Genomic DNA, 14364 nt, shown 5'->3' with positions numbered 1-14364 from the left:
AAATAATCTGTTGCCAGGTGTGTTGCTTGGTTTGGTTGCTCATACCGACCTCCATCGATTAAAAGTGATGGAGGTAGTTTGAAGCGATTAATTCTTAAATTGTAGGTGCTGTTTTATGGGCGCATACCTTGAACATATCACTCTGAGGAATGGTGGTCTTCTTTTTTGGCTTCATAATAATCAGTGATTCTGCAGCTTTTTGGGGCCTCAGGCCCGAAAATGGTGAGTAACGATCATATGGAACCAATTATAAAGCATTATAGATCATTGAGTTAGATATTTTTCAGGTTCGACTAACGAACCAGACAAAGGAATATTTTGCGTTATATACATAGCTAAGCAAAATACATGGCGTTGCCTTGGGTTGTTAATTGTCAATGCCAAGATTATTTTAACTACGCTGCTTAATATACTTGCCAATACTGAGAATGAAACATCTGCTTCCGAACAGCATCTTCGGTTTGATACCAAATATTATCGTTCTTAGCATTATCTATGAACTCGAGCCAGACAAAGATAATAATAATAACTGAATAGCTTCTGGGCTAAATAAACCAAAGTTCAAAGTGCCCGTAGCCTAACTTAAACAGCTTAGTTTAATAAGTAGAAATCATATCCAATTACCCCACTAGAATAGCCTCCAATCCTAAAATTTTTTAGGTGCATGGCTATGTTAGTGGTAATTCATGACAATAGGTACTTTGCGGACTAGGTCCATTTCACTCCTCATATTCTCCTGACAATTAACGCCTAAGCTCACCGTTAAACGTTAGCTATTTACTTATGAAAGCGAAGAGCAAAACGAACTTGAACGACTTGTTATGTTATGACATGCAATTGCTTTTTCGCTTCATTTGATGTCATTTCTGGACGACTACATTGGTGCAGTTCAACTACCTTATTTCGGTATTCGGTCTTGATAGTTTTTACCGCTTTCGACGGTTCGGCTTCCGATAAATCACTGGCGTAAAGGTCTTCCAAAAGGTGATACGCCTCTACCTGCTTTAGGAGCTTTTCTACTAATTTTTCGCGTCTCTCATTTTGGTTCTTTAATTTTTCTACTTCAGCACTCGATCTTCCAGCAAAAATTGCTAGAACACCGCCAGAAATGGCCGCACCTAAAAGAAAGAGTCCTTCAACTATAACGTCACTCACTTATTTCTCCAATTTACATAAGATTTGCATAGCAGTCGCGCATCAACGTGTCCTAATTGATGCGCTTGTTATACTCTTAGCGATGCTAATATTTTCACGAAGAAGTACCCTTTCAAGCACGTAAAGCCCATGTGGAATAAATTCATGGTTGCTGATAAAGTTCTCGATATCCTTAGTCTTAAGAGGAAGACTGACAAAGGAGTCTACTTCTAGGTGCTTATCTCTTGCAATTAATGGCTCAACATCCTTCTCATAGTCCAGATTTATTTCGAATACGGAAGATAGACCAATTTCAAAATTATTTTTCTCTAAGAAAAAATCATAGAAAGAGGCTTTTACACCATGTTGATAAAGCTTTTCATTAATTCCCAATTCCTCAAGAAGGCCACGTTTGAAACATAGCTCTAGATCTACTTTACCAAAAGGGTCTTTATCAGTTTGTGAAAGACCTTCGTTCATGGTTATATGATACTTAGGTATACTTCCGTGAACCCTATTTGACCTTTTGCTTAGAACTATCTCTTTTCCTCGACTCCCTTCACATATGAGTAGGGTGTTTATTCCAAAAGATGTGAAGAAAGGCTTATATTTAAGAAAATCTGACAGGCCAGCGGTAGATATCGGATGGTCATTTCCTTTAAGTTCATGATAAATTGATCTGAATACTCTATGTGTAAAATAGTCCGTTTTAAAGAAGTCGATCTCTACACCAGGCTTTTCTTCATCACCAAATCGAGTGAATTTAATGTTAAATACGCCATACTTTTCGCCGTTAAATATTAAACCATCTTTTGATTCTAGGAATTTTTTTCCAACAATAAATTTATGTTTCTTGATTAATTCAGGTAGTTCTGTGATACCAGTAAGCATGGCAATGTCTTGGAAACTGTCCTCACCATTGAAGGAGGTATCTGGTTTAAACTTAGACAACTGCGAGTCCATATAACCTGCCTTACGCTCCCTTAACAAAATTTCATGCTTAATTTGGCTGGGCATTCCAATGAACAGGCTACGATGTGTACCAAAGATTGAAATCTCTCTCGAAAATATATTTTTCTTTTCAAATTCAGGATCGCCATTTGCCAAGTCTACGACATTGATCGCATCTTTACGTTCTTTGTAAGCAGCAATCTCTGATCTTAGCCTAAGCTTATATCTTATGTCTTTTGCCTTTATATAGACCTTCTGGGAAACATAAAGAATTAGCGAGCCTGATAAAAGAAAAAACAATTCCGAAGTAGCATCACTTGTTATTCTATCTATTACCGTCTCAAACATTAATCAAAAGCTCCGATAATTTTTTAGCCTAATGCGCTTATAGAAAAACCTAATTTCGACAAGTTTTTCTGCCAGTACTCGATCTATACTTTTCATTTTCAATTACTGACTTCATTCAGCAATCAGTTCTTTATCCTGTCGTTAAGGCTTTAACCTATGCAGAGCTTCAGCAATTGGCTTTTCAAAGCCTCATTCAAAGGCAAGCTCAACCTAATTTTCGCTTTATTCATTCAACTCCCCGTATTTCGCTAACTTCTCAATATTATGCACCAAACAGTACAATTGTCACTGTCCCTGAACCTTGCTTTTACCTCGTAAACTAAGCGGCTCAGCCATTTGTTGGTGCCAGTATTGCCGAATACAGGTTCCACGACAGACATTCGATGGCTATATATTTGCTTTCCCTTCGGACTATCCATTCGATGTTTCATCCAGTCGGTATACGTTGGTGCTCGTTGGTCGCTAAGCGTAAAACTAACTTGCCTGTCCGCATCCTTTTGATGATTAGCCGACTCAGGATTTTTCATGCATTGATTATTTACCATGCAATGACGACACTGAAGTAAGCGACTCTCAAAATAGGCTGTGCGCTGTCCTCGATCATTGATTTTTACTCCGCGATGTCTGATTTGCTCACCCGCTGGGCAGATGCATACCATTTTCACTGGATCAAATTGGAATTCATCATAAGGTATCAAGGACTTAGCTTTAGACTTTCCTAGTGACTGATGACGCTTTCCATACTTTTCTTTTTGATCCTTGAACTTGGGATCACGACTTCTGAATTGATTGTCAGGAATATAGCCGTTGATCTGGTTTTCATGCAGATACTCCATATTCATTGCTCGTCTCATCCTGAGACTCACCCTTCGGGCTCGCTTGAGCGGTTCAAACGTGTCTTTTTCTTGATATTCATTCAAATAATATTGAATCATACGCTTAAACTTCTGGCGCTTATGCTCCAACTCTTTATAGGTGCCAGACCACTCCTTTGATGCGTTAGAACGTGTATTACAGCCATCGATGGCAAAGAGTGCATGCCCCATAACCCTTGTTGATCAGAGATGAGTAGAACCTGTTCAAATAAGGATTCTATTGCTTGTGCTCTGCTACTGACAAAGTGAGCAATCGTGGTGAAGTACGTTACGGTATCGCAAGATAATGCTTTAAATATGATATTGGTTTCACAACACCACTGGATCTCGCGACTGGAAGTTATTCCCTTGGAATAGGCGAATAGAATAATCTTTAGCAATATAGCAGGGTCGTATGCTGGACGACCTTCAGCATCATTTTTATAGGGCTGATGAAAGGCAGATAGGTCGAGTTTTTCAGAAATCAGGTAATGAAGGGCAAACTCAAAGGTACCAGGCTGGATCTGTTCAAGATAGTTGATCACCACCATCGACATCTGGTTGTAATCATAATGTTTGAACTTTGCCATCCTGAAGCCTCTGTTTCCTTAAAAACTGATCAAATCATAAATGATGAGATTTTTCTACAGCCTGAACGTTCAAGATCATCGACCTGCGCGGCTTCTCACGCAGGTCCGTGGATTACAGTGTTAAACCTCTAGTCAAGATAGGCCCATAGAGCGACCCTGACAACATACTGTCCCGTCACTTGAACATTCAAGTTCTGCTGCTGAATCAGGACACCACTGCCAGTAACTTCTTCACTAGCGGAAAATATTGCACCGATACCTTTCCATAGAACTGCGGCATGCAGTTCTCCTTGGTTCACCGTTTGTGCGGAAACTGCTGATAGGTTGCAGTATCTCGAAGCAAACATATCGATGGATGCAGTTACGAGTTGGCTTTCGATCTGATGTATTGCTTGGCCATCAAATTGAGAGACGCTTAATGACTTAAGATGGCTGGCTACGGCATTCAGATTTGTATTTGAGAAGTAAAAGTCGACTACTGGCATATTTGCTCCGTAAGAAGATAATGGGGACGATGTAAAAGGTCTAACATTTGTATTCTGCGCATGCCTGTTTTGCCATTCTCGATATACACGACAAAATCAAACATCCATTTGATTTGCATAAGTTATTAGAAATCAAGGCCTAACTCAACAAAAAAGAATACAACGCATGCACATTCCCACTTAGACACATACCTCATATCTCAACACAGCAAAAAACAAACTATTGATTTTAATACATTAAATTTCTTACACCACCGACATACCGCGCATCATCACCCGACTAAAGACGCATAACCCCCAAACTACCCAACCACCCGCTTATCAAAAAATCTATGCCCCCAAAAGAACAACGCCAAGCCGCCAACGACCAGCAAGCACCCTTTCCACAAACTCACGGTTAAGGGTTCGCCATTCAAAAAGTGTCCCAACATCAACGCAAAGATGGGTGTAATGAGGGTGACGAGTGCGACGGTGCTGGGGGCTAGGTGTCTTAGGACGTGGAAGTAGCCCACGAAGCCGATGAGTGAGCCGAAGATGGCGAGGTAGAGGATCGACCAGAAGGCGCGGTTTCCGATTTCGATTTCAAGCGGTGCGGCACCCATCAACCACCAGGTGATGCCGAATCCGGGCAGTGACCAAAGTAATGCACCGACGGTGTGGGCCAGTGGGTGGATTTGAGCGGCGGTGCGTTTGACCAGTACGCCACTGATACTGAATAGGCATACGGCCATGAGTAGCAGGATGACGCCGGGAATGCTTTCTCTTCCAAGAACCACATCGTCGGTAAAAATGACGCCTAAGCCGATAAATGCCAGTGCGCAAGCAACCCAGCGGTAGGGTCTTAAGGCGGGTTCGTCTAAAAGTTTCATCCCCAGCATGGCTGACAGCATCGGTGAGAGTCCAAAGAAGATGGAAATCAAGCCCGAGGGGACATAACGCGAGGCGATGTAGGTGCAGCACATAGCACCAAAAACTCCCAAAGAGGCATAGGCATAAGTGAGTTGTGCGCGCTTGTGTAGCGGTAGCGGGATACGAAAGATTGCCAGTAAACCGAGTCCTAGTACCGACGCTATCCCCATACGCAACCAGCCTGCCAAGACAGGATCGACAGTTTCACTGCTCCAAGCGATGGATAACGGCGTAGTGGACCAAATCAACACTACGGCCAGATACGCGACCGGTACCGACATGATGTCTCCAAAATAATAAGCAAAGAATACAGCCGGTGATTTGGCTGTAAAAAGAAAGATATAGCGTTTGCATCGATCATCGGCCAATTCTGAAAAGTGGTCAATGCTTACACCTGTTTTAACTTGTTATGGTGACAAACGAATTAACCTAGTAATTCTATCAACTATTGCTACAATCAGTGTTACTATTCAAGAACAGCAACACATGAACATTCGATATCTAACCCTCGGAGAACAATAATGAGTATTCAAGTTGGCGATACCTTTCCATCCCTTTCACTGCACGTCATGGGCGAAAATGGTCCTGAAGCGGTGACCACAGATAGTCTAGTTAAAGGCAAGAAAGTCGTTCTATTCGCAGTCCCTGGCGCTTTCACTCCTGGCTGCTCTAACACTCACCTACCTGGTTTTGTGGTTCATGCTGATGCGATCAAAGCAAAAGGCGTAGATTCCATCATCTGTACATCGGTGAATGATGCTTTCGTAATGGGCGCGTGGGGCAAAAACCAAAACGCTGAAGAGATCATTATGCTGGCAGACGGTGTGGGTGAGCTGGCTAAGGCAGTTGGCCTAACTCAAGACCTGACGGGCGCCAGCTTAGGTATTCGCAGTCAGCGTTACGCCATGATCATCAATGATGGTGTGGTTGAGTTGCTGAATGTGGATGCTAAAGGGATTGATCAAACCAGTGCTGAGACTATTTTAGAAGCGCTATAAGAGTTAGGCGATTCAAGCTAAACATGCTTTTGCTAAACGCCTACTTTGATGAGTAGGCGTTTGGTTGTCTAATTTAACTTAAGCGCAAAGTTAAATTAAGGATTCTTAATAATTTAACCTTACTGTTTTTTCATAAGCTAGTTACAGTTTATTGAGTTGTAGCCTTCCCTCGCCGACCCGAAGCTTTCCTCCGTCTAACAATCGCCTTCCCCATTCCCCTTAGCCCTGCAAAACTTCTGGCATCCACTTCGGCAATCAATGCACCTAACCCCTGCGTTAAGGGTTGCATAAACTGGCCATATTTAAGGCGTTTGTCGCTGATCGCTTCAAGCTGTGACTCCCAATGGGCGGTCATATCGGGCACGACCATGCGTTCAGGTAGGCTGTTGACCAGTTGTCGACCTATCTCTGTTGAGTGAATCTCTTTGCCTTTTTTGGTTAAGAATTGGCGTTTGAACAGCAGTTCGATAATGCCTGCGCGAGTCGCCTCAGTGCCTAGTCCGTCGGTGTCGCGGAGGACTTTTTTCACTTCAGGGTCAGAGACGTAACGCGCAATGCCGGTCATGGCAGACAGGAGCGAGGCATCGGTAAAACGTTTCGGTGGGCTGGTGAGTTTTTCATCCAAACGGCCATCGATGCAGTTAACGGATTCGCCTTGTTTGACGTTAGGCAGTGCTGTTTTACTGAAATCGTTATCCGCTTCGGCATTTTTGGACTTCGGCATCAGTGCTTTCCAGCCGTCCGAGAGCACCGATTTTTGTTTAGCGATAAACAAGCCACCTTCCACTTCTGAATCGATTTGGTGTTCGGCGTATTCAAACGGCGGATAAAACTGCATCAGGTACTGACGTGCGATCAACTCATAAATATGTAACTCATCCGATGTTAGTCGAGAGGCATCCATCGCACGCGAGGTGGGAATAATGGCATGATGGGCACTGACTTTGCTATTGTTCCAGGCTTTACTCTTGAGCGTCAGATCGGCAGTGGCGGTCGCGCCAGCCAGTGACGATGCGGTTTTCTGAATGGCATTGCTGACTGAATGACGATCATCAAAATGCCCTTTAGGCAGGTAGCGACAGTCTGAACGCGGGTAAGTAATCAGCTTATGGCGCTCATAGAGTTGCTGGCAGATATCGAGTGTTTTCTGTGCATTCAGGTTAAAGCGCTTGGATGCATCGATCTGTAATGCCGACAGATTATAGGGTAGCGGCGGTGGCTGTTTTTTCTTCTCTTTTTTGACTTGAACTACCTTCCCTGTTTTACCACTGACTTTTCGTAACACGGTTTCTGCCAGTTTTTTCGATAGCACCCTGCCATCTTCATCCATATAGGGCTCGCAAGCTTCGCTCGGTTTCCATTTGGCGATAAACGTTTGCTGTTGATCCGTTTGCAAGGTGATAAACACTTCGTAAAAGGGTTTTGCGACAAAGTTTTCAATCTCTTGATCGCGATGGACGACCAGACCTAAGACGGGGGTTTGCACTCTGCCGATGGATAATACACCCTGATAACCAGCACTTTGACCTTGCAAGGTGCATAAGCGCGTCATATTGATGCCATATAACCAGTCGGCTCTGGCTCTGGCTAACGCCGATGTCGCTAACGGAATAAAGTCGGTGTTTGGGCGCAAATTGGCAAGCGCTTTTTTGATGGCGTCGGGGTTCATATCGTTGACCAGACAACGCAGGGTGCTTTCTCGCTTAGCTTTACTGACGCCTGAGTAGTTAATCACTTCATCGACCAGAATTTGCCCAACCCTATCAGGGTCACCCATATTAACCAGTTGATCCGCTTCTTTGATCAGCTTTTTGACCACGGTGAATTGCTTGCGTGTTTGCGGCTTAACTTGATGCTTCCATTCCACTGGGATAATGGGCAAATGGTGTTTTTGCCATTTTTTGTACTCAGGATCATAAGCCTCTGGTTCTGCTTGTTCTAACAGATGTCCGATACACCAAGTGATCACATCGCCAGAGGCCACTTTGATAAACCCCTCTCCTTTTTGATGAGGCTTAGGCATGACATCGGCAACCGCACGACCCACACTAGGTTTTTCAGCAATAAACAGTCTCATTAGATGCATCTTTCCTGGTTTTTGTTATATTCACTTTCTTTATGATCTTTTCGCCAAAGTGAATAAGGCTTTTTTACCATGCGTCTTCCTATCACGGTCTGGGGCTTAGCTCTGGGTCAAGCATTACTGGTTTCCGGCAATATTCTGTTGGTGTCTGTGACGGCATTGATTGGCCAGCAAATTGCGCCCAGTTTAAGTTTAATTACCTTACCTGTCGCCTTACAGTTTTTAGGATTGATGGGCGTAACCTTACCCGCCGCGCATTTAATGCGCTGGTTGGGACGTAAAGTGGGCTTTCTTATTGGCAATATTATTGGTGTCAGCGGTGCTTGCTTAGCCTATTTAGCCCTTGCTGCGGGAGATTTTACACTCTTTTGCGTCAGTACCTTTTTACTGGGGATGGCCATCGGTGTGGGTCAACAGTATCGCTTTGCTGCAATTGAGGGTTGTCCGCCTGCTTTACATCCTCGGGCCATCAGCTTGGTCATGGCCGGTGGCGTGATTGCCGCCATTTTAGGGCCTAATCTGGCGATTTGGGGAGAGAAGCTGTTTCCAGCAACGCAGTATTTAGGCGCGTTTGCGGTGTTAATTGGGTTGTATATTTTAACTACTTTACTGATTGCGCTTATCCCACTGAAAAAGCCCACTCGCGCCGAGTTACAAGGAGAAGCGCGTCCATACAGTGAACTTTTCAAACAACCTCAACTGGTAGCAGCCATTACGGCCGGGGTGATTGGTTATGCCGTGATGGTATTGATCATGACCGCGACCCCCCTGGCAATGCAGGGTTGTGGCTTTGGATTTAGTAGCACGGCCACGGTCATTCAGTGGCATGTATTGGGCATGTTTGCCCCGTCATTCATTACCGGTCGCTTGATTACGCAGTTCTCTGAAACCAAAATTATCCAAGCAGGCTGTGTCTTGCTGATTGCCTCTGTGTTGCTAAACCAATTAGGCACCACCTATTGGCACTTTTGGACCGCTCTGGTGGCGTTAGGTGTCGGTTGGAACTTTACCTTTATCGGCGCAACATCCTTGTTAACACATACCTATCGCCCTGCTGAAAAAGCCAAGGTTCAAGGAATAAATGATTTCTTGATCTTTGGCAGTGCTGCTGTGGCCAGTTTGCTAGCGGGTTACTGGCAAAGCCTGCTGGGTTGGCAAATGCTTAACCTTATCATGCTGCCCGCTATCGGTGTGGCGATGTTATTGGTAGCATGGAGTCATCATCGACATTCGCGTAATGCACTCGCATAAACGATTAAAAAGCGTAGGTAGAATATGGCTTGGGAAACATGGCTGATCTTTTTTGTGGCATCGATCGGTTTATCTTTAACACCCGGTCCCAATAGTTTATTGGCACTCACGCATGGCGCGATTCATGGTCCGGTTCGCACCCTAAACACCATTGCTGGGGGTGCACTGGGGTTTGCCTGTGTCATCGCTCTGTCGATGTTCGGTATCGCTTCTGTGTTGGCCGTTGCTGAGAACATGCTGTTTATCATGAAGATTCTGGGTGGTTTGTATTTGATCTGGTTAGGCATTCAAGTTTGGCGTGCGCCTGCACCCGGACAAAACCTTCATCAAGGCCAACGCGATAAAAGCTCGAAACTGGCCAAACAGGGCTTTTTAGCCGCCTTGTCCAACCCCAAAGTGATTCTGTTTTTTGCTGCGTTTTTACCCCAGTTTATCGACCCTAGCCGCGACTTATGGCTTCAGTTTTTGGTGATGATGCTGACCTTTGTGCTGATCGAGTGCCTGACTGAGTTTTTAATTGCCGGTTTTGCAGGCAGTATCTCCGCTTGGTTAAAGCGTTGTGGCAAAGGTTTTAACAAGGTCTGTGGCAGTCTATTTGTGTTAATTGGTGCCGCCTTGCCAATCAGCAGTTAGCTGACAAGACAAATGCCAATTTTGAAACTTCAGTTTCAGGTGCGCTCGTCAGTAACTTAGTTGAAGCGGATATAAGATACAGAGGGGCATTAATACCCCTCAATTCCCTAGATTATTCTGAAACCACAATTATCCTAACCGCATCGAGACGCAAACGCGCATTTTCTAGTCCTTTTCTTAGAATCTGCGTTGCTTCTTGATGTGCTGTTAGTTCTGATTCATCGATAGCCGGGTTAATCTGTGCTAAGGCAGCCAGTCGCTGGTATGCCGCGTCTCTATCGGAGATTAAAGCATTTAGCGCTTTTTCACGCAGCGTAGGCAATCGCGAATCAGCAATCTGCTGAGCTTCATTGATTTGCCATGACACCTTATCTCTGACCATACGCACCATATTTTGCGAGGTCGACAGTTTAATGGGTTGAGCTAATTGATTAAGTGGTTGATGCGCTAGCACATCGCTCAGCTCTCTTCCTTCTGGATCAAGCAACACACGAACATAGCCACTGGGTAGGTACCGAGCAAGCTGTAAAGCTTTAGGAACGGTGATATTGAGTTCAAAAATCGCTTCTAACAACACGGTTCCGGCGGGTAATGCGGGAAGTTTAAGTGTTGCTATGGCGTTATTACCCATTTCGCCATGGGTTAACAGCTCCATTAATTCAATCATTAATGGGTGTTCCCAACTCATAAACTCGAACTCTTCACGCTGAAGCGCTTCTTCACGACTGAAGGTCAGTGTCATGCCATCTTCCGGAAGCTCGGAAAGCTGACACAGCATGTGCTCGCCAGGGTGGAGGACTAAACCGTGCTGTCCATGCGGTTGGAGAGTGATACCGAAGCGATCAAATAAGCGCTCTGCGTAGGTTTGAATGCGTTCGATATCATCCTGATCCTGCATCGCTTGAATCAGAATATTGGCACGTTCAGCGTTAAAGCTGCTCATTTCTAACAGTCGGTCACGGCCTTCGGCCAGCTCTTGCTCTAGCTCTTCTCTGGCTTCTTGCGTTTGTTCCAGTAGATCATCTAACAGAGTGCTATCAGTCGGTTGATGCATCGCTGCACTTAAGGGTTGAGCAAAGCGATGGTACAAAGCATCTCCCACGGCACAAACACGCTCAAAGGCATTCAACCCTTGGTGATACCACTGCATTAAGACATCGGTAGGGCTTTGGCGGTAGTAAGGCAGATGTATTTTTACATCTTGTGTTTGTCCGATCCTGTCCAATCGACCGATACGCTGTTCCAGAAGATCAGGACTGAGGGGTAAATCGAACAGCACTAGGTGATGACAAAACTGGAAGTTACGCCCTTCACTGCCTATCTCAGAGCAGATTAATACCTGTGCGCCCAATTCTTGATCGGCAAAATAAGCCGCACTGCGATCACGATTAACCAGGCTCATGCCTTCATGGAACACAGTAGAGCGAATGCCCACACGTAAGTTTAAATACTCGTCCAACGCCATAGCGGTTTCTGCTCGCGCACAGATGACGAGTGCTTTTTCGCGACGTTGTTGTTTTAACCAATCTTGCAGCCATGCAACGCGAGGATCAGCACTGATCCAGTCTTCACCCAGAAAACGCTCTGGATGCAACAGTCGCTCTAGTGGAACCGAGTCATCCTGTTCTGAAAAGAAGTTGGGCGCCATTAACGGATGTTGGAAGAAGGTTCGTTTCGGAAAGCCTTTGACGGTTCGACGAGTGTTTCTGAAAAGCACTCGTCCTGTGCCTTGACGATCCACGAGTTCTGCAATCATTTTGCTGAGCTGAACCACTTGTTGATCTTCTGGCGCTGCCAACCAAGCAACGATAGCGGCATCACCTAAACGAGCTTTTAACTCATTTTGCGTGTGTTTATCCTGACGCAAAAATGCAGCGCCACCTTCTAAAAGAGAACCCACTAAGTGGTTTAGGTGAAAATACTGCTGTTCCTGATCTAGAAACTGATCAAGATCAGGATAACGCTCAGGGTCTAGCAAGCGTAAACGAGCATAATGTCCTTCAGGGCCTAACTGTTCTGGTGTAGCGGTCAGCAGTAACAAACCTTGACTTGCGTCAGCCAACTGCTCGACACATTGATAGGCGTGACTGACGACTTCTCGACTCCAACCCAAATGATGTGCTTCATCCACGACCATAATGTCCCAACCCGCTTCAGTCGCTTGATCTAGTCGTCGTTGATCACGGGTCATCAAGGAAATGGGAGAGATCACCAATTGCGCTGATTCAAAAGGATTGTGGTGACCCGACTCTTCTATCGCTTCACAGCGCTCGTTATCCAGTAATGAAAACGTCAGGTTAAAACGGCGATGCATCTCTACCAACCACTGATGCAACAATGAGTCTGGTAGCAAAATCAATACACGTGTTGCTCGTTCGCTGATGACGTGCTGATGTAAAATCATCCCAGCTTCGATGGTTTTACCTAACCCCACCTCATCTGCCAACAACGCTCTGGGGGTGACTCTAGAAGCGACTTCTGAAGCGATATAGAGCTGATGCGCCAGCAGTTGAACACGAGTTCCCAGAAGGCCGTAAGCAGGAGACTGCTCTATTCTATGACGATGCTCTAAGGTTTCTACACGCAGCTTGTAAAGACCGTGACGATCTATTTGTCCTGCAAATAAACGCTCTTGAGGTTTGCTAAAGTGCACTGCGCTATCTAGATTGAGTTCGGCTAAAACAACCTCTTTACCCTCTTCATCGACACCGATGTAGATATAACAACCGTTATGCTCTAGGCGCTCTCTAACATGTATAACGACGCCTTCATCGGAAACAACATCTTCATCAGCCTCATAACAGACTCGGCTTAGTGGTGCATTATCGATGGCATAGGTACGAATTTCACCGACTGCAGGAAAATTAATCTCTACCCGACGGTTGGCTGATTCAACAACGATACCCAACCCTAAATCTACTTCGGTATTGCTAATCCATCGCTGCCCCGGTAAAAACACTGTCTGAGACAATCTAAAACCCTCTACTACGCATTTAAAAACGACATGATAGGCGCTGTTGCCTCTAAGTTCAAAGGCTGATCGTGATTCGTAAAACTCTGTGCAATAATAACGACTTTCCGACGGGTTAACTGATAAGACGGACACTCATGACTCAAACTAACGATGTAATTGCCTATCAAGGGCATGAAGGTGCTTATTCTCACCTTGCTTGCTGCCGAGTTCATCCAGAATTACGAGCACATGCGTGTGAAAGCTTTGTGGAAGCGATGTTTATGGTCGAACGAGGTGATGCTCGTCTGGCTATGATTCCACTGGAAAACTCAACCGCTGGTCGAGTTGAAGAAATTTATCGCTTAATGCCAAAAACTCAGTTACACATTATCGGCGAGCACTTTGAACCGGTAAATCACTGTTTATTGACCTTACCCGGCACAAAACTGGAAGAAATACGTACCGTTTCTTCTCACCCTCAGGCTTTGGCTCAGTGTGATGGCAATATTAAAAAGTTGGGTATTCAACCGATTGCAGCCTTGGATACCGCGGGTGCCGCACATGAGCTTGCTGATAGTCGCCAACCTGGACATGCGGCGATTGCCTCTAGCCTTGCAGCAGAGCTGTATGATCTGGAGATACTGAATCCTCATTTTCAGGATATTAATGGCAACACCACACGCTTCATGATTCTAGCAAAAGAAAGTCGTATGCCTGCCTTTGAAGAGGGTCAACCTTATATCACCACGCTGATGTTCCGAGTTCGCAACATTCCGGCTGCGTTATACAAAGCCTTGGGTGGATTTGCCACTAATGGTGTCAACATGGTGAAGCTAGAGAGCTATATGGCCTCTGATACCATGCAAGTATCCAGTTTTCATTTAGATATTGAAGGCCATCCGCATCAACTAGCGATGCAGCATGCTTTACAAGAATTAAACTTTTTTGCTAGTGAAGTCAGAGTGATGGGAACCTATAAGGCTCACCCTTTTAGAAAGCCCGGTTAATGAAATCAACCCTATTAGAATGAAAAAATCTAAGTATAAGGGAATTCCCTATTGTGCAATGCACAAAAAAGGTCTATCTTTAAGTTGTCCTGAGCTTCAGGACGCGAAAAGCTGACTCTATTTATAGTTTCATCTAATCGCATCCCATCTCTCAACTCTTCCTGAGTT

12 protein-coding genes are annotated in these 14364 nt (G+C 44.9%); 4 read left to right on the top strand and 8 right to left on the bottom strand.

What is annotated here, in order from left to right; genetic code table 11:
* Nucleotides 1–819: 819 nt before the first annotated feature.
* The 6 genes from F7R24_RS10360 to F7R24_RS10340 all read right to left on the bottom strand — a co-directional run bounded on the left by F7R24_RS10360 (nucleotide 820) and on the right by F7R24_RS10340 (nucleotide 5552).
* On the bottom strand, nucleotides 820–1155 hold the full coding sequence (locus tag F7R24_RS10360; RefSeq protein ID WP_151671186.1) for a hypothetical protein: 336 nt from the start codon (nucleotides 1153–1155) through the stop codon (nucleotides 820–822).
* A 42-nt stretch (nucleotides 1156–1197) separates the two neighbouring features.
* Entirely contained in the window at nucleotides 1198–2433 is a 1236-nt protein-coding gene (locus F7R24_RS10355; protein ID WP_151671185.1) for a hypothetical protein, read from the bottom strand.
* 248 nt (nucleotides 2434–2681) lie between these two features.
* Nucleotides 2682–3275, bottom strand: a complete 594-nt coding sequence (locus F7R24_RS14680) for a transposase (protein ID WP_206057523.1) — start codon at nucleotides 3273–3275, stop codon at nucleotides 2682–2684.
* Nucleotides 3276–3364: 89 nt separating this feature from the next.
* Nucleotides 3365–3877, bottom strand: a complete 513-nt coding sequence (locus F7R24_RS14675) for a transposase (protein WP_206057522.1) — start codon at nucleotides 3875–3877, stop codon at nucleotides 3365–3367.
* Nucleotides 3878–4005: 128 nt separating this feature from the next.
* Nucleotides 4006–4362: a hypothetical protein gene (locus F7R24_RS10345; RefSeq protein ID WP_151671184.1), complete on the bottom strand. Its 357-nt coding sequence runs from the start codon at nucleotides 4360–4362 to the stop codon at nucleotides 4006–4008.
* A gap of 302 nt (nucleotides 4363–4664) precedes the next feature.
* Nucleotides 4665–5552: a DMT family transporter gene (locus tag F7R24_RS10340; RefSeq protein ID WP_151671183.1), complete on the bottom strand. Its 888-nt coding sequence runs from the start codon at nucleotides 5550–5552 to the stop codon at nucleotides 4665–4667.
* A gap of 240 nt (nucleotides 5553–5792) precedes the next feature.
* On the opposite strand from F7R24_RS10340, the gene F7R24_RS10335 reads away from it, so the two are divergent.
* Entirely contained in the window at nucleotides 5793–6269 is a 477-nt protein-coding gene (locus F7R24_RS10335) for a peroxiredoxin (RefSeq protein ID WP_151671182.1), read from the top strand.
* A gap of 148 nt (nucleotides 6270–6417) precedes the next feature.
* Here F7R24_RS10335 and F7R24_RS10330 read toward each other — a convergent pair whose 3' ends face one another.
* Nucleotides 6418–8346 (bottom strand): DNA topoisomerase III, encoded by a 1929-nt coding sequence (locus tag F7R24_RS10330; protein ID WP_151671181.1) that lies wholly within the window; start codon nucleotides 8344–8346, stop codon nucleotides 6418–6420.
* A gap of 78 nt (nucleotides 8347–8424) precedes the next feature.
* On the opposite strand from F7R24_RS10330, the gene F7R24_RS10325 reads away from it, so the two are divergent.
* Both F7R24_RS10325 and F7R24_RS10320 read left to right on the top strand, forming a co-directional pair.
* The gene (locus tag F7R24_RS10325) at nucleotides 8425–9603 is read left to right on the top strand and encodes an MFS transporter (RefSeq protein WP_151671180.1); all 1179 of its coding nucleotides are present in this window, start codon (nucleotides 8425–8427) and stop codon (nucleotides 9601–9603) included.
* 24 nt (nucleotides 9604–9627) lie between these two features.
* Nucleotides 9628–10236 (top strand): LysE family translocator, encoded by a 609-nt coding sequence (locus tag F7R24_RS10320; RefSeq protein ID WP_151671179.1) that lies wholly within the window; start codon nucleotides 9628–9630, stop codon nucleotides 10234–10236.
* A gap of 112 nt (nucleotides 10237–10348) precedes the next feature.
* On the opposite strand, the gene rapA is transcribed toward F7R24_RS10320, so the two are convergent.
* Entirely contained in the window at nucleotides 10349–13207 is a 2859-nt protein-coding gene (gene rapA, locus F7R24_RS10315) for an RNA polymerase-associated protein RapA (RefSeq protein WP_151671178.1), read from the bottom strand.
* A gap of 137 nt (nucleotides 13208–13344) precedes the next feature.
* Here rapA and F7R24_RS10310 point away from each other — a divergent pair, with 137 nt between their 5' ends.
* On the top strand, nucleotides 13345–14196 hold the full coding sequence (locus F7R24_RS10310; RefSeq protein WP_151671177.1) for a prephenate dehydratase: 852 nt from the start codon (nucleotides 13345–13347) through the stop codon (nucleotides 14194–14196).
* The last annotated feature ends 168 nt before the right edge of the window (nucleotides 14197–14364 follow it).

The sequence above is a fragment of the Nitrincola schmidtii genome (assembly GCF_008973715.1).
In the GTDB taxonomy this organism is placed as follows: domain Bacteria; phylum Pseudomonadota; class Gammaproteobacteria; order Pseudomonadales; family Balneatricaceae; genus Nitrincola; species Nitrincola schmidtii.
This window is presented reverse-complemented; position numbering and strand designations above follow the sequence as displayed.